The following is a 22,019-nucleotide window of genomic DNA, read 5'->3' as shown; positions in this document are numbered from 1 at the left end:
TTTTAGCTCCTAGCTAATACCCGATGGCTTGTTATTATTCTTTGACTCTTTTGCTAAAAGCTAATAGCTACTTGCTAATAGCTACTCCGTTCAAAACTACTTTATAATGTATGGTTGCTGTTGGTTCTAACGTTTTTGAAACCGAACAATATTTTTCAAATGATAATTGAGCGGCTTTTGCGGCCTTGTCTTCTTTGACGTTTCCTTCCAGATAAAAAACTACGTAAATATCTTTGAATGGTTTGGCTTCGCCCACTTGTACCCGCTCGCCTTCGACTTCGGCTTTGAAGGATGTGATTTCTTGTCGCTGTTTTTTCAAAATCGAAATCATATCAATGCCGCTGCAACCTGCCACACCCATCAAGATCAATTCCATTGGACTTGGTCCCATATCATTTCCTCCAAAATCGGGTCTTGCATCTACATTTACTATGTGTCCCCGTTCGTTTTTCAGTTCGAAATGGAAATTTTCGTTTACTCTATTTAATGTTATTTTCATTGTTTTTATTTTTTTGGGACGCAGATGAAACGGATTTTCAAACGCGGATTTTTATTTTTTTACTGAACACAAATTACGATATCTGTCGGAACTGAACACTGAATACTTCTTGTTTTTTAATTTATATTCAAAAAAAAGATTACTAAATCTGACTAATAATTATTCAATACAAATGCAATTATTAGATAAACAATTATAGTTATTATTGAATACCACAAAAAATTCAATTTTATAAAGCAATTTTTATAGACGAAATACATTAATGAAAAATGTAAAATTACAGTAATACTATATAAAACCCATATGTCAAGGTTATGATTTGCATTACTTGATAAATACCCCGACAAGAAACATAATAAGAACCAAATAATTACAAATACAATAAGTGCAATTACATCTAAAACTATAAATATTATGTTTTTTTTCATTTAATTGTTAATTATTTATGGCTCAAAAATCTGAAATCAAAAATCGTTACTCTACAATCTGAAATCTTTATCCTTTCTCCGATAATCGCAAAACATCTCCAAAAACACCTCTCGCAGTTACTGCGGATCCTGCGCCTGCTCCTTGAATTACGATGGGTCTATCTCCATACGATTCGGTATAAATTTCGAAGAAGGAATCCGAGCCTTTCAAGCCACCCAAAGCGGTATCCGAAGGTACGGAAACTAATTTTACTTCCAAGTTTCCTTTGTCGTTTTGTAAATCGCCCGACAATTCCCCGATGTATCGCAAGACGTGATTGGGTTTTTGGTTGGCTTTTATTTGGTTGTAAATAGGATCAAATTCCGTTAATTTATTCAAGAAATCCGAAACATCACCTTTGCGCAACTGTTCTGGAATCAGGTTTTGAATGTTGATTTCTTCAAATTCGTTTTGCAAGTCCAATTCTCTAGCCAAAATCAGCAATTTTCTGCCCACATCGTTCCCGCATAAATCCTCTCTTGGGTCAGGTTCGGTGTAGCCGTTATCGATGGCTTCTTTCAAAATTTCGCTAAACGGTACGTCTTTGGCAGAGAAATTATTAAACAAATAACTCAATGTTCCCGAGAAAACACCTTTTATTTTGGTGATGTTTTCGCCCGAAAGATGCAATAGTTTTATCGTATCAATAAGTGGCAATCCTGCACCAACATTGGTTTCATACAAATAATTCTTTTGATTATCTGTTAATACTTTTCGCAAATCTTTGTAGAATTTATAACTCAACGTATTCGCCACTTTATTTGATGAAATCAAATCGAAACTGCTTTCGGCTAGCGGAATATAATTTTCTACAAATGCCGCACTTGCTGTGTTGTCAATGGCTATTAAATTCTCTAGATGGTGCTCATTGGCATACGCAATAACATCCTGAATCGTGTATGAAAAACCATTGGTTTGAATTTCGCTTTTCCAATTGGGGGAAACGCCCTCTTTGTTCAACAAGGCACTTTTGGAATTCGCAATCGCAAACACATTCAACTTAATTCCTTTTCGTTTTTCGATGGCTGCTGCCGATTCTAGAATCTGATTGATCAACGTTCCTCCCACCAATCCGTGACCGAAAATGGCAATATTTATTTTTTTAGAAACACCAAAAATCTCTCCGTGAATCACATTCAAAGCCTTATTCAACTCGGATTTTCGCACCACCAAACTCACATTTTTGCCTGTAACCGTATTATTGAACAAAATCGGAACAATTTTATTCTTAATAAGTGCCGTGTAAGGCTTGTGAAACGTGCTCAAATCCTGACCAATTATCGAAATAACCGATACATTATCCGTAACCGTAATTTTGTTGACATCCTTGGAATAGAAATCATTTTCGAATTCTTTTTCCAGTTCAATCATTGCCGTTGTGGCTTTATCTGCCGCTACAACTAGCCCAATACCGCGTTCTGATGATCCTTGCGAAATAATGCTTACGCTAATATCGTGGTCGCCCATTACTTTAAAAATACGAGCATCAACCCCTGTTTTTCCTAACAATCCTCGTCCCTCAAGATTAACTAACGACACGTTTTCAAGCACCGAAAGGGTCTTAATTCCTTCTTTACTCGAATTCGAAGTAATCAGCGTTCCTTTGTTTTCGTGATTAAACGTGTTTAAAATTCGGAGTGGAATATTTTTTTCTAATAACGGAATAATCGTTTTGGCGTGCAAAATAGTCGCACCAAAATTTGCCAACTCATTCGCTTCGTTAAACGACAAATGGTCTATTTTTTTGGCATCCAAAACCAAGTCGGGATTTGCCGTATAAATGCCGTCAACGTGGGTGTAATTTTGTAATTCTTCGGCATTGAGGTAATTTGCAATTAACGAAGCGGTATAATTGCTCCCATTTCGTCCCAAAGTTGTCGCTTCGTTTTTGCTATTGGAACCTATAAAACCTGTAATGATATTTACTGTTTTATTATTTTCTTTAAAAAACTGAATCACATTCTTTTTAGACACTTGTTCCAAAGGTTGGGCATCTCCAAATTTCGAATCGGTTTTTATCAATTCTCTCGCATCCGTAAAGCGGGCATTGATTCCTTTCTCGTTCAAAACAGCCGCAATTAATTTGGCCGAAAGCAATTCGCCTTGAGCCAAAACTTGGTCTTTAATCTTGTCGCTATAATCGCCAATCAAACTTACCCCTTCCAAAAGCTTGTCTAATACAGCAAACTCTTCGGATAAATTCACATTCACATAACCATCCTGCTGATAGCTTTTAAAGCTTTCCAGCAAAGGTTTGTAATTGCCATTTTTGCCCGCAATGGTCAAAATATCATCCAACTCATCGGTGGCATTTCCTCTTGCCGAAACCACAACCGCAATGCATTCTCCTTGGCTAGTTTTGTCACTAATAATATCTAAAACTTTGTTTATGCCTTCGCCGTTGGATAATGATTTTCCTCCGAATTTTAATATTTTCATCTGTTTTTTATTTTTAAAAACAACTTCTAACAAATTGTCTAATTGTTCGTATTCCATCAAAAAAGCGTCATGTCCGTGTTGCGAATCAATCTCGCTGTAAAACACATTATTTTTGAATTTTTTTATTTCGTAATAGGTTTCTCGGTTTTCATTGGCCGTAAAAAACAAATCGGAATTGATTCCAATAATATAAATATCGGCATCAATTTGGGCAATTATCGACTCAAATGACGTTCTATTCCGAGTAACATCAATCGTTTTGAGCAACTGATTCATCATTTTGTAGGCGGAGAGTTGGAATCTTTTTTGGAGTTTTTCGCCATGATGATTCAACCAACTTTCGACTTTAAAGGATTCGAGTTGGTCATTGGTATTGCGTTGAAATTTTTCTTTGAAAGATTCTGGCGTTCGGTAACACAACATGGCGTGAATGCGAGCATCCTCAATAGGTTTGCGGGAATTCGTCAGGATTTGTTCTTGCAAATAACAATTGGCAATAAGCCAATCCGTAGATTTCCAGTCGGTAGCAATTGGGATAAAATTTTGAGTGATTTTAGGTGCCAAAGCGACCATTTCCCAAGCAATTCCGCCACCAACGGAACCGCCAATGAGAGCAAAAACTCGTTCAATATTCAAAAACCGAATCCCCTCCAAGAAAATCCGAGCAATATCTCGAGCATTAAAATCTAGATACTTCTCCATCGTATGGACGTCAAACCCATTGCCGGGAACGTTGAACGAAAGAATCGTATATTTACGAATATCAATTGTTTTATCAACCCCAATCAAGTCGTTCCACCACCCGTTTTCGCCAATAACTTGGGAGTTTCCCGTCAAGGCATGATTGATTAAAATAATGGGAGCCGTATGTAGTTCCTGACCAAAAACTTGAAAACTTAAGTTAATGATAGGATAAAAAGCACCACTTTCGGTAGTGAAATCTTGAATTATAATAGGTGTTGGTTTATTTTCCAATGGTCAAATCTTTTTTATTTTGATTTGTATTTGGAAATAGTATAAAGAAAAATTAGAGAAGAATTAGGTATTCTTGGCGTTATCTTCTCCGTTGTGGCGGATAGAATGTAGCACCTTCTTCGGGTTGGCGAAGGGTTGCTAAGCTTTCAATGGGTCTATTCCCTCGAGCTTTCTTTATAACATTTCAATACGTGTGTGAACTTAAAGATGCAAATTAACTACTATTTTTTTTAAGAACCAAATTTTTCAAGTCTTGATTCCTATTTTTAAAATCAACTCTAAAAAAGCAACCGAAGCAATCCTTTTTTAGAGCTGATCTTGAAACAGAAACATTTTTTTTTAAATAAAAAGTGCTTCATTTTCATCGGAATACATTTGCGTCAACAAGGAATCGGTTGCTTTATTTGGCGTAGTCACCGCTTTCAAATTGAACCCAAACTTGGTGTAGGTCAATTCATAATTATTGATACTGATTGCTTTTGAATTGGTTCTCCACCTTTCCAATCGTGCTGTTGCTTTTGATAATACTCTTATTGCTTTCATGATTTCTGGAATTTATTGGGATTGCTATTTTATTTTTTATTTTTCTTCTTGTAAACAAAAAACCCTTTTAGACACGAATCCAAAAGGGTTTTAAGTTGTAGTGAACTTATACTTTATTTTGGATTCAACAGACGGGAATACACATCACGACACTAGCACAAATCATCGATTTGACAGTAGTGGCATTCATTAATTGCTGGTTTAAATTGTTCATTTTATTATTGTATTTAGAAATTTATTCAAAAAAAAAAGCTTCCCGTTATCTGGGAAGCTTTTACTATATATTTTAAAGTTTAAAATTAAGCAATAGGCGTCCCACAGGATTTTTCCTGAATGGCTTTTGACATATTACACACATTTAAATTCATCTTTGCTTCTTTGATGTAACAAATGTGCAAACTATAATTTAGATATCCAAATAAATTTCAATAAATTAATAGTCCAATAACAATTTGGTAAAGCGGTCATTTCTTGGAGGATTCAAAACGACATTCTTTTGACCTCAAAAAAAAAGTTAAGTTTAATTTGCAATTCAAAATCGTTTCATACATTTGCACCCGAATACAAGAGGAAAAATTTGAACTGATTGCAACCTCTTCATAATGAAACGAATTCATTATGGATGCTGAAAAATTTTCAGTAGAAAAAATGCTAAAGCAGGAACACTACTTTAGTCTTTTCTAGCAATTATTTTTTCCTCACTTAATTTTTAAAACTATAATTATTATGGCTTATTTATTTACGTCAGAATCTGTAAGTGAAGGACATCCTGACAAGATTGCAGATCAAATTTCGGATGCATTGATTGATAATTTTTTGGCGTTTGATGCTGATTCGAAAGTAGCTTGCGAAACGCTAGTAACAACTGGTCAAGTAATTTTGGCTGGCGAAGTAAAATCCAATACCTACCTTGACGTACAACAAATTGCTCGTGATGTGATTCGTAAAATTGGGTATACCAAAAGCGAATACATGTTTGAAGCCAATTCTTGTGGCATCCTTTCGGCAATTCATGAACAATCTGCTGATATTAACCAAGGTGTAGATAGAAAAAACCCCGAAGAACAAGGTGCTGGTGACCAAGGAATGATGTTTGGTTACGCTACCAATGAAACCGAAAATTACATGCCATTGGCACTTGATTTGTCGCATAAATTATTGCAAGAATTAGCCGTTTTGAGACGTGAAAATAACGAAATCACGTATTTGCGTCCTGATGCAAAATCGCAAGTAACGCTAGAATACAGCGATGACAACAAACCAACGCGTATTGATGCCATTGTAATCTCGACACAACATGATGATTTTGACGAAGAAGCAACGATGCTTGCCAAAATCAAAAACGATATTGTTACCATTTTGATTCCTAGAATCATTGCCAAAAACCCAACGCACGCTCATTTATTTAATGATGCTATTCAATACCACATTAACCCAACAGGGAAATTTGTAATTGGCGGGCCTCACGGAGATACAGGCTTGACAGGACGAAAAATCATTGTTGATACTTACGGTGGAAAAGGAGCTCACGGTGGTGGCGCATTCTCTGGAAAAGATCCAAGTAAAGTAGACAGAAGTGCTGCGTATGCTACACGTCATATTGCCAAAAACTTGGTTGCTGCAGGTGTTGCCGATGAGATTTTAGTACAAGTATCGTACGCCATTGGAGTTGCAAAACCTATGGGGATTTTTATTGACACGTACGGAACTTCAAAAGTGAATTTAACTAATGGTGAAATTGCCAAAAAAGTAGAAGCCATTTTTGATATGCGTCCGTATTTTATCGAGCAACGTTTGAAATTAAGAAACCCAATTTACAGTGAAACTGCGGCTTACGGTCACATGGGACGCACACCAGAAACGGTTACCAAAACATTCTCTGCTCCAGGTGGAAACGAAAAAACAGTTACTGTTGAATTGTTTACTTGGGAAAAATTAGATTTTGTAGACGAGGTGAAAACTGCTTTTGGATTGTAATTCTTTCAAAAAAATACATTTCTCAAAAACCATTCGGCTAGTTCGAATGGTTTTTTTTTACTTTAAATTTAAAAGCACTAAAAATCAAAGTGCTTTTTTTGTAATTTGGTACACTTATGAAAAAACTGCTTTTCCTGCTATTCATGTTCTCTTTTTCTTTGGTTTTGGGACAAATTCCAAAAATTGAAGCCGTCAAAATAAACACCTTTGCCGTTACAGCCGATACGTTTTTGGGCTTTGACTCCTTTGGTTTTTATTATTGGATAAAAAACAATGTGCTCATTAAAACCAATTCGGATGCAACATTTGAATATAAAAATGTCTCACTAGGAAAAATAACTGCCGTTGATTTACAAAACCCTTTGAAAGTGGTTGTTTTTTACGAAAATTTCAATACAATTGTGATTATTGACAATCAATTTAATGAGAGCCAGAAAATAAATTTTTCGGAAAATAGTGTTCCAATTGTGGTATCAGCAATGGGAATTGCCGCCCAAAACCAGTTTTGGATTTACAATAGTTTGAACCAACAAATAGGGTTATTTGATTATTTAAAAAAAGACTACAAGACCATTTCGACTTCATTTCCAGAAAGCATAAAGTTATACCAATCGGATTTTAATACTTTTTATTGGATAGACAAAAACAACAATTGGTATGCCTGTGATCTATTTGGCACCATTACTTTTAAACAAAAAATATCGAATTTTGATAGCATTCAGTTTCTAAATCAAACACAACTGATATATACCAAAGAGGGGCATTTGTATTTTGAAGACATTCAAAAAAAGCAAAAAACCACCATTGAAATACCAGAAAAATCATTTAAAAAATGCTATTACAAAGACCAAATTTTAGCTATTTTTACATCCGAAGGAATTACCAATTATAAAATCATACTACCGTAATGCACATAGCAATAGCAGGAAACATAGGCTCTGGAAAAACAACATTAACCCGTTTATTAGCGAAACATTTCAAGTGGGAACCACATTTTGAAGACGTAGTTGACAACCCGTATTTGGATGATTTTTACCATCAAATGGAACGTTGGTCCTTTAATTTGCAAATATATTTCTTAAATAGTCGCTTTCGTCAAGTGATGCAAATTCGAGAAAGTGGCAAAAAAATTATCCAAGACCGAACCATTTATGAAGATGCGCATATTTTTGCACCCAATTTATATGCTATGGGTTTGATGACCAATCGTGATTTTCAAAATTATTCTTCCCTTTTTGAATTGATGGAATCGCTGGTCAAACCGCCTGATTTATTAATTTATTTAAGAAGTTCCATTCCTAATTTAGTTGGGCAAATTCACAAACGAGGTCGTGAATATGAAAATTCCATCTCCATAGATTACTTGAGTCGCTTGAACGAAAGGTACGAAGCTTGGGTTCATTCCTATACCAAAGGAAAATTATTGATTATAGATGTGGACAACATTAATTTTGTGGACAATCCAGAAGATTTAGGGAATATCATCAATAGAATCGATGCTGAATTGAATGGTTTATTTTAATATCGAACAATTTTTATCATAAAAAAAGCATATTGAAAAGGATTTCAATATGCTGTTTTTATGCTGTTTTATACACAAATTAGAAACCCAAAAAGAATCTAAATTTGTTCTTGAACGAGTCCTATAATGGTGTTGGCATCGAGTTCCCCAGATTGTCGCCAGATCATAAGCCCTTCCTTATAAATCATTAAAGTGGGCAATCCTTTAATCCGCAGGGCTTCGGCTAATTCTTGATTTTTATCAACATCAATCCGAATCACTTTGGCTTTATCGCCAAGTGCTGCCGCTACATCTTTTATTACTGGATGCATTGCTACCGATGATTCATTCCAATCCGTGTAAAAGTCTATTAACACAGGGATTCTAGCATTTATAAGTTCTCCAAATTTTGACATAAACCAAAAATGTTTAATTTTTTTATACTTTCGTAGCCATATTACAATTACAAATATAGCGTTTTTAAGTAATTATGCTGTTTTTTCACCTTTTTTTAGCTGAATAACAGTTATTTCGGGCATGATACCCACTCGACCGGGATAGGCATGAAACCCAAACCCACGGTTTACATACACATAACGCCCCAAATTGGAATACAATCCAGCCCACTGTTTGTAGACATATTGTGCCAAACTCCACTTGAAATACCCAGGAATTTCTATCCCAAACTGCATGCCGTGTGTGTGTCCCGAAAGCGTTAATTGAAAATGTTTCTGGTCGTGTTGCACCACATGATCCCAGTGACTTGGGTCGTGACTCATAAGGATTTTGAAATCTTCTTTGACCAAACCCTTCGAAGCTTTATCAAGATCACCCGCTTGCTTGAAATTATGTCCCCAATTTTCGACTCCAACCAATGCTATTTTGGCTGCTCCTTTTTGGATAAAAGTATGCTCATTTAACAGCAATTTAAAACCTATTTGACCGTATAAATTTTTTATAGCATCAAAATTTTCGTCTTTATCAATTTGAGTAGACCACGTTACATATTCGCCATAATCGTGATTCCCCAAAACGGAATATTTGCCAAATTCATGCGGTTTGATTCTATTAAACGTTGCCAACCAAGGATGCATTTCTTTGGCATGTGTATTGACAATATCGCCGGTAAACAATATTAAATCTGAATTTTGTTCGTTGACTAAATCAATTGCATAATTTATTTTTTCGGGATTATCAAAGCTTCCGCTATGTACATCCGAGATTTGTGTAATCGTAAAACCATCAAATTCATCAGGCAAATCCGGAAAGTAAATAGCTTGTTTAATCACTTTATAATTGTACCGCCCAACGGTTATGCCATAAATTAGAGACAAAAAAGGAATGGCCGCCAATCCTAATCCTATTTGGCTAACAAATTTTCGACGGGAAGGAATTATCCCCGAATCCGAATTATTATCAATAAAATAATTAACTGCTCCCGCCCCAACCCGAAAAATATCTTCTCCCAGAAGCACTATGGTAAGCACAATTTTGGGCACATAAACTAATAACAACAAGCCCATTGTAATCATGGTCTGTTTGGTTTGACCTACAGAACGATCAAATTGGGTAAAAGAATAGAGGATAAATACAAAGAGCAAAAGGCTAATTATTTGATACGAAGTCAAAAGCCATCGCAACTTGATTACCGTTCTAATTGCCTGAAAAGCATAAAGTTCTATTACAAAAAAAACAATTCCTACAAGAAGTAAACGTAAAATCATTATTTTAAAAAATTTTACACAAAGTAACAACTTATGTATTCGTTTGGGATTTACATTATCAAAAATTTAACGCAAAAAAAGGGAGTAAATTTCTTCATCTCTCATTTATTAACGCTTAAAACTAACCTTTGAATAAAGAGGGACAACTCCCAAAAGTTTAACTTCGTCTTAACCCAATCCTTTTTAAACTATAAAAAAGGAACTACGCATTACTTTGCTATTTGCAATTATAAATTGCAACAACAAATTCATTTTTAAAACGTAATTGTCTATTTTTACAGACTAAATTTTTTTTATGTCTGCTCAAAAACGCCTTTACCTACTCGATGCTTACGCTTTAATATTTCGTGGTTATTTTGCCTTTATAAAAAACCCAAGAATCAACTCCAAAGGAATGGATACCTCCGCTATTATGGGGTTTATGAATGCCTTGATGGATGTTATAAAACGGGACAAACCCGATCATTTGGCCGTAGCTTTTGACAAAGGCGGAAGCACCTATCGCTACGAAATGTACCAAGAATACAAAGCCCATCGTGACGAAACGCCCGAAGCCATCAAAATTGCCGTTCCTTATATTCAGGAATTATTAAAGGCAATGCACATTCCCATTATTGAAGTCCCCGGTTTTGAAGCCGATGATTTAATAGGAACTATTGCCAAACAAGCCGAAAAACAAAACTACCAAGTTTTTATGGTAACGCCCGATAAGGATTTTGCCCAATTGGTATCGGAAAATATTTTTATGTACAAACCCGCTCGAATGGGCAACGGCATCGAAATTTGGGGTGTTCCAGAGGTTTTAGCACGATTTGAAATTACCCATCCTTTACAAGTGATTGATTATTTAGGGATGATGGGCGATGCGGCCGATAACATTCCAGGATTGCCTGGCGTTGGCGAAAAAACAGCCAAGAAATTCCTAGCAGAATATGGATCGATGGAAAACCTTTTGGCCAACACCCACCAGCTAAAAGGGGCTATAAAAGATAAAATTGAAGCCAATGCCGAATTGGGGATTTTATCCAAAAAACTAGCCACTATCCTACTCGATTGTCCTGTAACGTTCAACGATAGCGACTACGAACTATCCAAACCCGATGTCGAAAAAACCGATGCGTTGTTTCAGGAATTAGAATTCCGTCAAATGAAAGCGCAGTTTGATAAATTATACAACCCTACGGCAATTGACAATAGCAATGACAATTTCAATAGCAATGAGGAAATAGCAACTAAAAAGACTCCTGCAAAAAAATCGAATGAAGATCAATTTGACTTATTTGGTTTTTCGGATGAAGATAGTGGTGAAGTACAATCGAGTTCACATTATGCCACTTTAGAAAATACCGAACATTTTTACCAAAGCATTCAAGGCGATTTTGCAGTGAAATTATTGTTGCAAAACTTAATGAACCAAACCTCTATTTGTTTTGACACCGAAACTACTGGAATCGATGCCTTAAATGCAGAATTGGTTGGAATGTCATTTTCTTTCGAAAAAGGAAAAGCGTTTTACGTTCCGTTTCCCGAAAATCAAGAAGAAGCACAAGTTTTGGTAGATAAATTCAAACCTTTCTTTGAAAATGAAAGTATCGAAAAAATTGGTCAAAACATCAAATACGATTTAAAAATCCTGTCGCATTACGGCGTTCAAATCAAAGGAAAATTATTCGACACAATGATTGCGCATTATTTGATTAATCCTGATATGCGCCACAATATGGATGTTTTGTCGGAAACCTATTTAAAATATTCCCCAAAACCGATTGAAGATTTGATTGGCAAAAAAGGCAAGAATCAAAAATCGATGCGAGACGTAGCTTTGGAAGAAATCAAAGAATACGCTGCTGAAGATGCCGATATTACCTATCAATTGAAACAAAATTTCAGCCCAATTCTTGACAAAGCCGAAACCAAAAAACTGTTTGACGAAATCGAAATTCCGTTGATTCCTGTTTTGGCAGCAATGGAATTGGAAGGAATCAATTTGGATGTTCCATTCTTAAAATCGATGTCGGTTGAAATGGCTGTCGAAAGCAATGCCTTGGAACAAAAAATATATGAAACCGCAGGCGAAAAATTCAATTTGGCTTCGCCCAAACAATTAGGCGACATTTTATTTGATAAATTAAAAATTGGCGGTGCCAAACAAAAGAAAACCAAAACTGGTCAATATGCCACTGGCGAAGAAGTTTTATCTTATTTAGCCAACGATAACGAAATTGTTCGTGACATATTAGAATGGCGTCAAATGGTAAAATTACAAAGTACTTATATTGATGCGTTACCCAATCAAGTTGATGCAAAAACAGGCAGAGTTCACACCGATTATATGCAAACGGTTGCTGCAACAGGTCGTTTGAGTTCGAATAATCCAAACTTGCAAAACATTCCTGTTCGAACTGAAAGAGGACGCTTGATTCGTAAAGCTTTTATTCCTCGTGATGAAAATTACACTTTAGTTTCTGCGGATTATTCGCAAATAGAATTACGAATTATCGCTGCTTTATCTGGCGAAGAGAATATGATTGCCGCCTTCCAGAACAACGAAGACATTCACAGAAGTACGGCAGCCAAAGTATTCAACGTCCCTTTAGAAGAAGTGACCAAAGAGCAACGTAGCAATGCCAAAACCGTGAATTTCGGAATTATCTATGGTGTTTCGGCTTTTGGATTAAGCAATCAGACTTCGCTTTCCAGAAAAGAAGCTGCCGAGTTGATTGATGCGTATTATGCAACGTATCCTAAACTAAAAGCCTATATGGCGAACCAAGTGGATTTTGCCAGAGAAAATGGCTATGTACAAACCGTTTTGGGAAGAAGACGGTATTTGAAAGATATTAATTCGGCCAATATGATGGTCAAAAGTGGTGCGGAACGCAATGCAGTAAATGCGCCAATTCAGGGTTCTGCCGCCGATATTATCAAAATTGCGATGATAAATATTCATAAAAAATTAGTTGCCGAAAACTGGAAATCGAAGATGTTATTGCAAGTACACGATGAGCTTGTATTTGACGTTCACAACTCCGAATTAGAAAAAATTCAACCGATGATTAAGCACGAAATGGAAAATGCTTTTATAATGAATGTTCCACTGGATGTTGAAATTGGTTTGGGCAAAAATTGGTTAGAAGCACACTAGAATTAGTTTTTAGTTTTTAGTTTTTAGTGATCAGTCGGTGTTTACAATGATTTATATTATGCAGATTTGACAACTTTCAAAAAGTTGTCAAATCTAAAATATTAAAAGTTTAAAATTTTGCAACTTGGGTAAAATACAGACAGAAATTTTTTGCCCCTAAACTATTTTCCATCATAAATAGTGAGCAACATTTTGTAAAACCAAAAGAGACTGATGAAGAACCTTGCGATATGACAAATTTGGACAGATGGTGGGGTGATGAAACTTGGGTTTACACCGAAAAAGGCATCGAATTTACTCCCTCCTTTCCTCATGCAATGAAAGCTTGTGAGGAAACTATTTAGTTCCTTTCGAAAAATTAAAAAAGTATAAAAATCCTAAATTCACTTGTCAATTTTAACGAACAAAAAAACACTACACCTTCCTAGTCGAATCTCTCTCTTTGAGCTTGGTTTTGATTACTTTAGTTTCATAAGGAAGTTCTTCTTCGCCTTTGTACTCTAGGCGTTTTATTAACAATTGTGCAGCAACTTCGCCTATTTCTATTCCGTGTTGACTCACAGTTGTTAAGCTTGGTGACAATCGTCTGGAAGCTAAAATCCCATCTGCAAAGCCTATAATCGATAGATTTTCTGGAATAGAATAGCCTTTTTTTAGTCCAAAACGTAAGGCAGCAACCGAGTCATCTTCGTCTAGTGCAAAAATACCATCAATAGTGTTGGCATCAAAAATGGCTTCTATTTTTTCGTTCAAACCATCTTCGGAATCGGTTCGCAAAATAATACTGTCATTTACGGGGATATTATTGTTTTTTAAGGCTTGCAAATAACCATCAGCTCTTAATTTCCCTACGCTTAAGTTGTCAACCGAAGAAAACAACGCTATTTTTCTACAACCTAAATCAATTAAATGTTGGGTAGAATTCAAAGCCGAATCAAAATCATCAACAATAACCTTATCACATTCGATTTCATCGGTGGTACGATCGAACAAAACAATAGGAGTTCCATCGTTGATAATATCCTTGAAATGGGTGTATTCGTGTGCTTTTTGAGCTTCTTCAGAAATAGATAAAATAAAACCATCAATTGTACCATTGCTCAACATTTCGAGAGTATGCGCCTCTTTGTCCAGAGATTCATTAGAAATGCACATAATAACATTATATCCGTTCTCATCGGCCACTTTCTCGATACCACTAAATACTTTGGCAAAAAAAGAATTCAAAATATTAGGAATAATAACCCCAATAGTTTTTGTCTTTCTATTCTTAAGATTCAACCCAATAACATTGGGCTTGTAGTTTTTAAGTTTGGCGTATTCTTTGATACGTACTTTGGTTTGTTCACTAATTTCGGGACTATCATTAAGTGCTTTTGAAACAGTTGAAACAGAAACATTAAGTTCTTTTGCAATTTGTTTTAATGTTGCTTTAGCTTTCATAAGTGAAGAAGTATTTGTTTTTTTATTAAAAATTATTCTAAAAGTAATAAATAGTATGGTAAACTCGAATAAAATTTAAGCGAAGATATGTAAATCTCTTATTTGTAAAAATGAAAATTACATTTTTTTTACAAAAACAAACCGTTAGAAATGTTTAAAGCATAATTAACAAGGACTATTCAAAGAAAGACGTTGACACCTATTATTAAATATTCATTTGATAATCAGAGTAGAAACAAGAAAAAAATAATCAATTAAGGTATTTGTATTTAAAATAAATAATTGTACTTTTGCAACCCCTTTATTGGGGATGGAATGTTTAATTAAAATATATTATTGTGAACGCATTAAGCTACAAGACAATTTCAACAACAAAAGCCAATTCTACAAAAGAATGGATTGTTGTAGATGCTGACGGTCATAACTTAGGTCGTCTTGCTTCAAAAGTCGCTATGATTTTGAGAGGTAAGTACAAGCCAAGTTATACGCCACACGTGGACTGTGGAGATAACGTAATTGTTATCAACTCAGAAAAAATCAACCTTACAGGTAACAAAATGGACGAGAAGACTTACGTTCGTCACACTGGCTACCCTGGAGGACAAAGAACTTTAACTGCTAAAGTATTGCAATCAAAAAACCCTGCATTATTAGTAGAAAAAGCGGTAAAAGGGATGTTACCTAAAAACAAATTAGGAGCAGAACTTTTCAGAAATTTAAATGTTGTTGTAGGACCAGAGCACAAACAAGGCGCTCAAAAACCTAGAACAGTTAACCTTAACGATCTTAAGTAATGGGAGTTATTCACAAAATCGGTAGAAGAAAAACCGCTGTTGCACGTGTTTATGTTCAAGAAGGAACAGGAGTTATCGTTGTAAACAAAAAACCATTCGCAACCTATTTTCCAACAGCTACTTTACAGTACAAAGTTTTGCAACCTATGTCTATGACAGAGAACGCTACCAACTTTGACGTAAAAGTAAATGTGTATGGAGGTGGTTCAACTGGTCAAGCAGAAGCTGTAAGAATGGCATTGGCACGCGTAATGTGTGAAGTAAATGCTGAAAACAGAGCTATCTTGAAACCAGAAGGTTTATTAACAAGAGATCCAAGAATGGTTGAACGTAAAAAATTCGGTCAGAAGAAAGCTCGTAAGAGATTCCAATTCTCTAAACGTTAATAATACCATCTTGTTCTTATCGAACAAGATTATGTTTATTATTGAATTTAAAAACAATGTTGTTGTTGCTCGTTGAGGCGAGAATTAGTTTAGCATCTAAATGAAGCCAATAGCCAATAGCCACAAGCTAAAAGCGAAAGGAACATTGCTAATCAACAGAACGTAAACTAAACAAAAAATGTCAAACAAAGTAGAAGTAAAAGAATTACTAGAAGCAGGTGTTCATTTTGGACACATGACTAGAAAATGGGATCCAAACATGGCTCCTTACATTTATATGGAGCGTAATGGTATTCACATTATCAATCTATATAAAACTGCAGCAAAAATTGAAGAAGCAAATGACGCTTTGAAAAAAATCGCTGCATCAGGTAGAAAAATATTATTTGTTGCTACCAAAAAACAAGCAAAAGACATCGTTGCTGAAAAAGCAAAAGCTGCAAACATGCCTTACATCACTGAAAGATGGCCTGGTGGAATGCTAACTAACTTCGTAACTATCCGTAAAGCTGTTAAAAAAATGGCTACTATCGATAAAATGAAGAAAGATGGTACTTTCATGACACTTTCTAAAAAAGAGCGTTTGCAAGTAGATCGTCTTCGTGCTAAATTAGAGAAAAACCTAGGTTCAATTGCAGACATGTCTAGACTTCCTGCAGCATTGTTCGTAGTTGATATCAAAGCAGAACACATCGCAATAAAAGAAGCTCAAAAATTAAACATTCCAGTTTTCGCAATGGTTGATACCAATTCTGATCCTCGTGAAGTAGAATATGTTATCCCTGCAAATGATGATGCTTCTAAATCAATCGATAAAATTTTAACTTTGGTTACTGCTGCAATCGTTGAAGGACTTTCTGATAGAGGTTCTGATAAAGAAGGTGACGTAGCTGTCGAAACTCCTGTTGCTGAAGTAGCCGTTGAAGCAGCTCCAGCTGTTGAAGTTGAAGCTCCTGTTGCCCCTGCGACTGAAGAATAAATCAAATATTAAAATTCCAAATTTTAAATTCCAAATTCCACAAAAAATTAATAACGTTAGGTTAGTAATTTAATAAAATTGGAATTCAGAATTTGAAAATTGGAATTTTACTTTTATAACACATAAACACATTATATTATGGCAACAATTACTGCTGCAGACGTAAATAAATTAAGACAAACTACAGGTGCCGGAATGATGGACTGTAAAAAAGCTTTAGTTGAAGCGGAAGGAGATTTCGATAAAGCGATACAAAACCTTAGAGAAAAAGGACAAAAAGTGGCTGACAACCGTTCGGATCGTGAGTCATCTGAAGGAGCTGCTGTTGCTTTTATTAATACCGACAAAACTAGAGGAGCTATTATCACTTTGAACTGCGAAACAGATTTCGTAGGTAAAAATGAAACTTTCGTAGCTTTGGCTAAAGAATTAGTTGAAAAAGCAATTAACTATTCTTCTAAAGAAGCGTTTTTAGCGTCAGATTTCAACGGAATTACTGTTGCTGAAAAATTAATTGAACAAACTGGTGTTATTGGTGAAAAAATAGAAATCGGTGGTTTTGAAATCGTAGAAGGCGTTTTCGTGGGATCTTATGTTCACGTCAACAAAATTGCTGCATTAACAGCTGTTTCTGCATCAGTTCCTAATGCGGATGTATTAACTAAAGACGTCTCTATGCAAGTTGCTTCTATGGGAGCTGATACATTATCTTATAAAGATTTCGATCCCGCTTTCGTTGCATCAGAACTTGCTGCTCGTATTGCTATCATCGAAAAAGAAAATGAAGAAGCAAAACGTTTAGGAAAAACATTGAAAAATGTTCCTAAATACATTTCTTTCTCTCAATTGACTGAAGAGGTTTTAAAACAAGCAGAAGAAGATGCAAAAGCTGAATTAAAAGCAGAAGGCAAACCAGAACAAATTTGGGACAAAATTCTTCCAGGAAAAATTCTACGTTTCATTTCTGACAACACAACTTTGGATCAAGAGAAAGCTTTATTAGATCAAAACTTCATCAAAGATGATAATAAAAAAGTTGGTGATTATGTTAAAGGTTTCAATGTTGAAATTACAAATTTCAAAAGAGTTGCTTTAGGGTAGTCCAATTTTAGATTTCTTATTTTAAAATTCAGATTTAACTTTTTATAAAAATCCATCTTGTTCTAAAAACGAGATGGATTTTTTTTTAATTCAACACACATTTTCAAAAATAAAAATAAAATACTAAATTTGGAAAACCAAATTTTTATGTTTAAAACCAAAAAAGAAATCGTATTTGTAATCCTAGCAGGCATTTTTATAACTAATGCAGTCGTAGCCGAATTAATTGGGGGGAAACTCATCCAAATAGGCCCATTTGTCATGAGTATTGGTATTTTGCCTTGGCCAATCGTTTTTTTAACAACTGATTTAATCAATGAATATTTTGGCGAAAAAGGAGTCCGAAAACTCTCTTTTATCACCGCTTGCTTGATTGCGTATGCCTTTATCATTTTGTTACTAGCCATAGGAATTCCCGCTGCCAAAGGGATTAGTCCCGTAAACGACACACAATTTCAAGCCGTTTTTGGGCAAAGTATGTGGATAATTGTGGGGAGTATTATTGCCTTTATGGTTTCGCAATTGATTGATGTTACGGTTTTTTGGTATTTCAAGAACAAAACTGGTGAGCGTAAAATATGGTTGCGTACCACGGGATCTACTGTAGTTTCACAATTATTTGATAGTTTTATCGTACTTGGAATTGCTTTTTGGTTACCCGGAAAAATAACGTTCGACACTTTTATAACCTCGGCAATTACGGGTTATGTTTTTAAATTGGGAGTTGCCGTTTTACTAACACCCATCATATACTTGGCGCATCATTGGATAAAAAAATACATTTCGGAAACGGAACACTAAATATGGACGATAAAAAAAGATGCAACTGGTGCAATTCCAGCCAACTGTATCAAAAATACCACGACGAAGAATGGGGCGTTCCCGTATATGACGATGCTACCTTATTCGAATTTTTGCTGCTAGAAACCTTTCAAGCCGGTTTGAGTTGGATTACTATTCTCAACAAAAGAGAAAATTTCCGCAAGGCTTTTGATAATTTCGACTATCAAAAAATAGCCCTTTATACTGATGATAAAATTCAGGAATTGCTTTTGGACGCAGGTATCATTCGCAACAAACTCAAAGTCTATTCAGCGGTGACTAACGCTCAAAACTATATAAAAATCCAAGAAGAATTTGGCAGTTTTTCTACCTACATTTGGGATTTTGTAAATGGAAAACCAATCGATAACAATCGAAAATCTTTAAAAGAAGTCACTGCCACCACGCCACTATCGGACAAAATTAGCAAAGATTTAAAAAAACGAGGCTTCAAATTTGTAGGTTCCACGGTAGTTTATGCACACATGCAAGCTACAGGAATGGTTAACGATCATGTGGCCGATTGCTGGAAAAGAAATGAATAACAATTATTTTGATTTCAAAATTGCAACAAAATCAACTCTATCAATTTTGCGGCAGCCCAAACTTTCGAGATGTTCATTATACACTTGGCAATCCAATAGGCGATAATTATCATTTTTAAGTTGCTTTGTCAGGGCTATAAATCCTACTTTGGAAGCATTAGAAACCTTGGAAAACATACTTTCGCCACAAAAAACGTGACCCAAATCGATACCGTACAAACCACCAACTAATTCATTGTTTTGCCAAACTTCGACAGATTTGGCAATTCCCAACTCATTCAATTTGCAATAGGCTTCGATCATTTCGTTGGATATCCATGTTCCCGTTTGTCCATCCCGTTTTGCTTGTTGGCAGTTGGAAATAACGTCCCTAAAATTCTGGTTGAAAGTAACGCTAAAAATATTTCGGTTTAGGATGTTTCGCATACTTTTGGAAACCACCAATTCGTCCAAAAACAAGACCATTCTAGGATTAGGTGACCACCAAATTATGGGTTCACCAGCATTAAACCAAGGAAAAATACCGCTTTTATAAGCAAGCAACAAACGCTCGGGTGACAAATCGCCTCCGATGGCCAAAATCCCATCCAAATTAGCTTGCGAAACGGGAGGAAAAAATAATTCTTGGGTTAGATAATACATTTTATTTCAAAATTCAAGTGCAATTTCAATAACAAAAATAGGTGCAATAAAAAAAGTTAGAAGTTCAAGTACGCCTCAAACTTCTAACTTCTTCATTGCAAATTCTTTCTCTAAAACTAGAAAGGTAAATCGTCTGCTTCTTCTTCGTTTATGTTTGTTGCTGGTGCAAAAGCAGCTGCGGCAGGCATTGGCGGAGCTTGCGCTGGAGCACTTGCACTTTCAGCTTGCACTTTTCCTATTCTCCATCCTACTATACTGTTAAAATAAACAAGTTCGCCTTGGTTATTTGTCCATTCTCTACCTCTTAAATTGATATCAATTTTTACATTATCACCAACTTGATAATTGTTCAACAATTCGCATTTGTCTTGAACAAACTGCACCGAAATATGTTGTGGATATTGCTCATCAGTAGTCACAACTACGTCTCTTTTTTTGAATCCTGCTGAACCAACTTCTTTAGTTTGATCAATCATTTTAATTTTTCCTGTAACTTCCATCTTCGCTAGTATTTATTGTTGTTTAAATTAATTTCCATTGGTAGCCAACCCTTTCAAAGCCCAAAAAAAGGATTAAAACCCCTTATTTATTGACTTTTACTTGCCTTTTGAATACAATTGCAACATAAAATTACTATTGCAATACCATTTTGTTTTACAAATATACTAACTTCTTGAATAGTAGACAAGGTTTCTAGAAGAGCTATTATTCAAAATTATTTGGATTTAAAACAGAGACTTTATTTAGAATAAAAAACTAAAAAAACTAAAAATCATCCTGCTGTAATTCAATCCTGAAAAAAAATCTTTATTTCAAACTAAAATACCAATGCTTTTATTTCGTTATATTTATATTCAAAAAACAATTTATGCTTTTTTCCGAAAGAAGAAATACAACTCGCTGGATTCTTATTGCGATTTCCTTTTTAATCATTTCCTTAATCCTTTGGAACACCTATACTTTTTTTCAAATTTTTAAAAATGAAGAACGTTTAAAAATGAATCTTTGGGCAAATGCTCAAAAAACCCTCGAAAATGCTGGCGAAAACACCGATGTAGAATTGCCATTACAAATAATTAGCAACAACACCTCGATTCCTATATTAATGACCGAGAATGACAACATTATAAACAATGTAAATATCGAGGAGGCGATTATCAAAAATAAAACTCTTTCTAGAGATTTTTTGAACAGGCTAAAAAACGAAAATGATCCCATTTTAATAGAATATGGCCCCGGGAAATTTCAAAAATTGTATTATGGAAATTCTTCGTTATTGAATAAATTAAAATATTATCCCATTGCCTTATTGTTGATTATAGTTTTGTTTGGCGCTTTGGTCTATAACTTTTATAAAAGCACCAAAATAGCGACACAAAACAAGCTTTGGGCTGGAATGGCAAAGGAAACAGCGCATCAAATTGGTACTCCGCTATCGTCGTTAATAGGTTGGGTCGAATTATTAAAAATTGACAATGTAGCCGAAAGTACGACGCTAGAAATAGAAAAAGACATTGACCGATTACAAACCATAACGGATCGCTTTTCGAAAATTGGCTCGGAACCCAAATTAGAAAACAAGGATATTATTGCCGAAACGTTACAATCCTATGATTATTTACAATCTCGTTTTTCGAAACAAATCGAATTTTCATCCAAAAGTCCAAATCAACCCGTAATGTTATTCCTCAACCCGACATTGCACAGTTGGACTATCGAAAATTTAGTCAAAAACGCTATCGATGCCATGAAAGGCAAGGGAAAACTTGGTTTGACTATTGAGCTTGAAGGCGATTTTCTAAAAATAAACGTTACGGATACAGGAAGCGGAATTCAAAAAAAACAATTCAAAACCATTTTTGAACCTGGCTTTACAACCAAAAAAAGAGGCTGGGGATTGGGGCTTTCGTTAACCAAAAGAATCGTAGAGGAATACCACAAAGGCACCATAAAAGTACTGCAATCCGAAATTGGAAAAGGAACTACCATACAAATTGGCTATCGCATTCCTAAAAAAGGAACGACACCAAGTTAAG

19 protein-coding genes and 1 riboswitch are annotated in these 22,019 nt (G+C 35.2%); of the genes, 11 read left to right on the top strand and 8 right to left on the bottom strand.

What is annotated here, in order from left to right; all coding sequences use genetic code 11:
* Positions 1-67: 67 nt before the first annotated feature.
* From FNW21_RS10395 to FNW21_RS10385, 3 genes are all read right to left on the bottom strand, one after another.
* On the bottom strand, positions 68-499 hold the full coding sequence (locus FNW21_RS10395; protein ID WP_144256679.1) for an OsmC family protein: 432 nt from the start codon (positions 497-499) through the stop codon (positions 68-70).
* A 495-nt stretch (positions 500-994) separates the two neighbouring features.
* Positions 995-4,381, bottom strand: a complete 3,387-nt coding sequence (gene thrA / locus FNW21_RS10390; protein WP_144256678.1) for a bifunctional aspartate kinase/homoserine dehydrogenase I — start codon at positions 4,379-4,381, stop codon at positions 995-997.
* Between the two features lie 76 nt (positions 4,382-4,457).
* A riboswitch (SAM riboswitch) is annotated at positions 4,458-4,564 on the bottom strand.
* Between the two features lie 156 nt (positions 4,565-4,720).
* Positions 4,721-4,924, bottom strand: coding sequence for a hypothetical protein (locus FNW21_RS10385; protein ID WP_144256677.1), 204 nt, complete (start codon positions 4,922-4,924; stop codon positions 4,721-4,723).
* 726 nt (positions 4,925-5,650) lie between these two features.
* On the opposite strand from FNW21_RS10385, the gene metK reads away from it, so the two are divergent.
* The 3 genes from metK (at position 5,651) to FNW21_RS10370 (ending at position 8,423) form a co-directional block, all read left to right on the top strand.
* On the top strand, positions 5,651-6,901 hold the full coding sequence (metK, locus tag FNW21_RS10380) for a methionine adenosyltransferase (protein ID WP_144256676.1): 1,251 nt from the start codon (positions 5,651-5,653) through the stop codon (positions 6,899-6,901).
* Between the two features lie 116 nt (positions 6,902-7,017).
* The gene (locus FNW21_RS10375) at positions 7,018-7,809 is read left to right on the top strand and encodes a hypothetical protein (protein ID WP_144256675.1); all 792 of its coding nucleotides are present in this window, start codon (positions 7,018-7,020) and stop codon (positions 7,807-7,809) included.
* Positions 7,809-8,423 (top strand): deoxynucleoside kinase, encoded by a 615-nt coding sequence (locus FNW21_RS10370; RefSeq protein ID WP_144256674.1) that lies wholly within the window; start codon positions 7,809-7,811, stop codon positions 8,421-8,423. The genes FNW21_RS10375 and FNW21_RS10370 overlap by 1 nt, the downstream gene beginning before the upstream one ends.
* 98 nt (positions 8,424-8,521) lie before the next feature.
* On the opposite strand, the gene FNW21_RS10365 is transcribed toward FNW21_RS10370, so the two are convergent.
* Both FNW21_RS10365 and FNW21_RS10360 read right to left on the bottom strand, forming a co-directional pair.
* Positions 8,522-8,818 (bottom strand): thioredoxin family protein, encoded by a 297-nt coding sequence (locus FNW21_RS10365; protein ID WP_144256673.1) that lies wholly within the window; start codon positions 8,816-8,818, stop codon positions 8,522-8,524.
* Between the two features lie 72 nt (positions 8,819-8,890).
* Positions 8,891-10,126, bottom strand: a complete 1,236-nt coding sequence (locus tag FNW21_RS10360) for a metallophosphoesterase (protein ID WP_144256672.1) — start codon at positions 10,124-10,126, stop codon at positions 8,891-8,893.
* A gap of 295 nt (positions 10,127-10,421) precedes the next feature.
* Here FNW21_RS10360 and polA point away from each other — a divergent pair, with 295 nt between their 5' ends.
* On the top strand, positions 10,422-13,271 hold the full coding sequence (polA, locus tag FNW21_RS10355) for a DNA polymerase I (protein ID WP_144256671.1): 2,850 nt from the start codon (positions 10,422-10,424) through the stop codon (positions 13,269-13,271).
* A gap of 414 nt (positions 13,272-13,685) precedes the next feature.
* Here the strand turns inward: polA and FNW21_RS10350 are convergent, their stop codons facing one another.
* Positions 13,686-14,714, bottom strand: coding sequence for a LacI family DNA-binding transcriptional regulator (locus FNW21_RS10350; RefSeq protein WP_144256670.1), 1,029 nt, complete (start codon positions 14,712-14,714; stop codon positions 13,686-13,688).
* 338 nt (positions 14,715-15,052) lie between these two features.
* Here FNW21_RS10350 and rplM point away from each other — a divergent pair, with 338 nt between their 5' ends.
* From rplM to FNW21_RS10320, 6 genes are all read left to right on the top strand, one after another.
* Positions 15,053-15,508: a 50S ribosomal protein L13 gene (gene rplM, locus FNW21_RS10345; protein WP_144256669.1), complete on the top strand. Its 456-nt coding sequence runs from the start codon at positions 15,053-15,055 to the stop codon at positions 15,506-15,508.
* Complete coding sequence (gene rpsI / locus FNW21_RS10340) at positions 15,508-15,894, top strand: 30S ribosomal protein S9 (protein WP_144256668.1); 387 nt, start codon at positions 15,508-15,510, stop codon at positions 15,892-15,894. The genes rplM and rpsI overlap by 1 nt, the downstream gene beginning before the upstream one ends.
* A 178-nt stretch (positions 15,895-16,072) precedes the next feature.
* On the top strand, positions 16,073-16,873 hold the full coding sequence (rpsB, locus tag FNW21_RS10335; RefSeq protein WP_144256667.1) for a 30S ribosomal protein S2: 801 nt from the start codon (positions 16,073-16,075) through the stop codon (positions 16,871-16,873).
* Between the two features lie 138 nt (positions 16,874-17,011).
* Positions 17,012-17,974: a translation elongation factor Ts gene (gene tsf / locus FNW21_RS10330; protein ID WP_144256666.1), complete on the top strand. Its 963-nt coding sequence runs from the start codon at positions 17,012-17,014 to the stop codon at positions 17,972-17,974.
* 147 nt (positions 17,975-18,121) lie between these two features.
* Positions 18,122-18,775 (top strand): queuosine precursor transporter, encoded by a 654-nt coding sequence (locus FNW21_RS10325; protein WP_144256665.1) that lies wholly within the window; start codon positions 18,122-18,124, stop codon positions 18,773-18,775.
* A 2-nt stretch (positions 18,776-18,777) separates the two neighbouring features.
* Positions 18,778-19,341 (top strand): DNA-3-methyladenine glycosylase I, encoded by a 564-nt coding sequence (locus tag FNW21_RS10320; protein ID WP_144256664.1) that lies wholly within the window; start codon positions 18,778-18,780, stop codon positions 19,339-19,341.
* 3 nt (positions 19,342-19,344) lie between these two features.
* Here the strand turns inward: FNW21_RS10320 and aat are convergent, their stop codons facing one another.
* Positions 19,345-19,983 carry a leucyl/phenylalanyl-tRNA--protein transferase gene (aat, locus tag FNW21_RS10315; RefSeq protein ID WP_144256663.1) on the bottom strand — a complete coding sequence of 213 codons (639 nt, stop codon included), beginning with the start codon at positions 19,981-19,983 and terminating at the stop codon, positions 19,345-19,347.
* Positions 19,984-20,099: 116 nt separating this feature from the next.
* The gene (locus FNW21_RS10310; protein WP_144256662.1) at positions 20,100-20,483 is read right to left on the bottom strand and encodes a DUF3127 domain-containing protein; all 384 of its coding nucleotides are present in this window, start codon (positions 20,481-20,483) and stop codon (positions 20,100-20,102) included.
* A gap of 368 nt (positions 20,484-20,851) precedes the next feature.
* Here FNW21_RS10310 and FNW21_RS10305 point away from each other — a divergent pair, with 368 nt between their 5' ends.
* Positions 20,852-22,018, top strand: coding sequence for a sensor histidine kinase (locus FNW21_RS10305; RefSeq protein WP_144256661.1), 1,167 nt, complete (start codon positions 20,852-20,854; stop codon positions 22,016-22,018).
* Position 22,019: the final 1 nt, after the last annotated feature.

This window comes from Flavobacterium restrictum (assembly GCF_007097245.1).
In the GTDB taxonomy this organism is placed as follows: Bacteria; Bacteroidota; Bacteroidia; order Flavobacteriales; family Flavobacteriaceae; genus Flavobacterium; species Flavobacterium restrictum.
This window is presented reverse-complemented; position numbering and strand designations above follow the sequence as displayed.

Bases quoted from the DNA above. Each gene is read 5' to 3' on its own strand.
- FNW21_RS10395 (WP_144256679.1), bottom strand. From the start codon at position 499: ATGAAAATAACATTAAATAGAGTAAACGAAAATTTCCATTTCGAACTG.
- FNW21_RS10385 (WP_144256677.1), bottom strand. From the start codon at position 4,924: ATGAAAGCAATAAGAGTATTATCAAAAGCAACAGCACGATTGGAAAGG.
- metK (WP_144256676.1), top strand. From the start codon at position 5,651: ATGGCTTATTTATTTACGTCAGAATCTGTAAGTGAAGGACATCCTGAC.
- FNW21_RS10375 (WP_144256675.1), top strand. From the start codon at position 7,018: ATGAAAAAACTGCTTTTCCTGCTATTCATGTTCTCTTTTTCTTTGGTT.
- FNW21_RS10370 (WP_144256674.1), top strand. From the start codon at position 7,809: ATGCACATAGCAATAGCAGGAAACATAGGCTCTGGAAAAACAACATTA.
- FNW21_RS10365 (WP_144256673.1), bottom strand. From the start codon at position 8,818: ATGTCAAAATTTGGAGAACTTATAAATGCTAGAATCCCTGTGTTAATA.
- FNW21_RS10360 (WP_144256672.1), bottom strand. From the start codon at position 10,126: ATGATTTTACGTTTACTTCTTGTAGGAATTGTTTTTTTTGTAATAGAA.
- polA (WP_144256671.1), top strand. From the start codon at position 10,422: ATGTCTGCTCAAAAACGCCTTTACCTACTCGATGCTTACGCTTTAATA.
- FNW21_RS10350 (WP_144256670.1), bottom strand. From the start codon at position 14,714: ATGAAAGCTAAAGCAACATTAAAACAAATTGCAAAAGAACTTAATGTT.
- rpsI (WP_144256668.1), top strand. From the start codon at position 15,508: ATGGGAGTTATTCACAAAATCGGTAGAAGAAAAACCGCTGTTGCACGT.
- rpsB (WP_144256667.1), top strand. From the start codon at position 16,073: ATGTCAAACAAAGTAGAAGTAAAAGAATTACTAGAAGCAGGTGTTCAT.
- tsf (WP_144256666.1), top strand. From the start codon at position 17,012: ATGGCAACAATTACTGCTGCAGACGTAAATAAATTAAGACAAACTACA.
- FNW21_RS10325 (WP_144256665.1), top strand. From the start codon at position 18,122: ATGTTTAAAACCAAAAAAGAAATCGTATTTGTAATCCTAGCAGGCATT.
- FNW21_RS10320 (WP_144256664.1), top strand. From the start codon at position 18,778: ATGGACGATAAAAAAAGATGCAACTGGTGCAATTCCAGCCAACTGTAT.
- aat (WP_144256663.1), bottom strand. From the start codon at position 19,983: ATGTATTATCTAACCCAAGAATTATTTTTTCCTCCCGTTTCGCAAGCT.
- FNW21_RS10310 (WP_144256662.1), bottom strand. From the start codon at position 20,483: ATGGAAGTTACAGGAAAAATTAAAATGATTGATCAAACTAAAGAAGTT.
- FNW21_RS10305 (WP_144256661.1), top strand. From the start codon at position 20,852: ATGCTTTTTTCCGAAAGAAGAAATACAACTCGCTGGATTCTTATTGCG.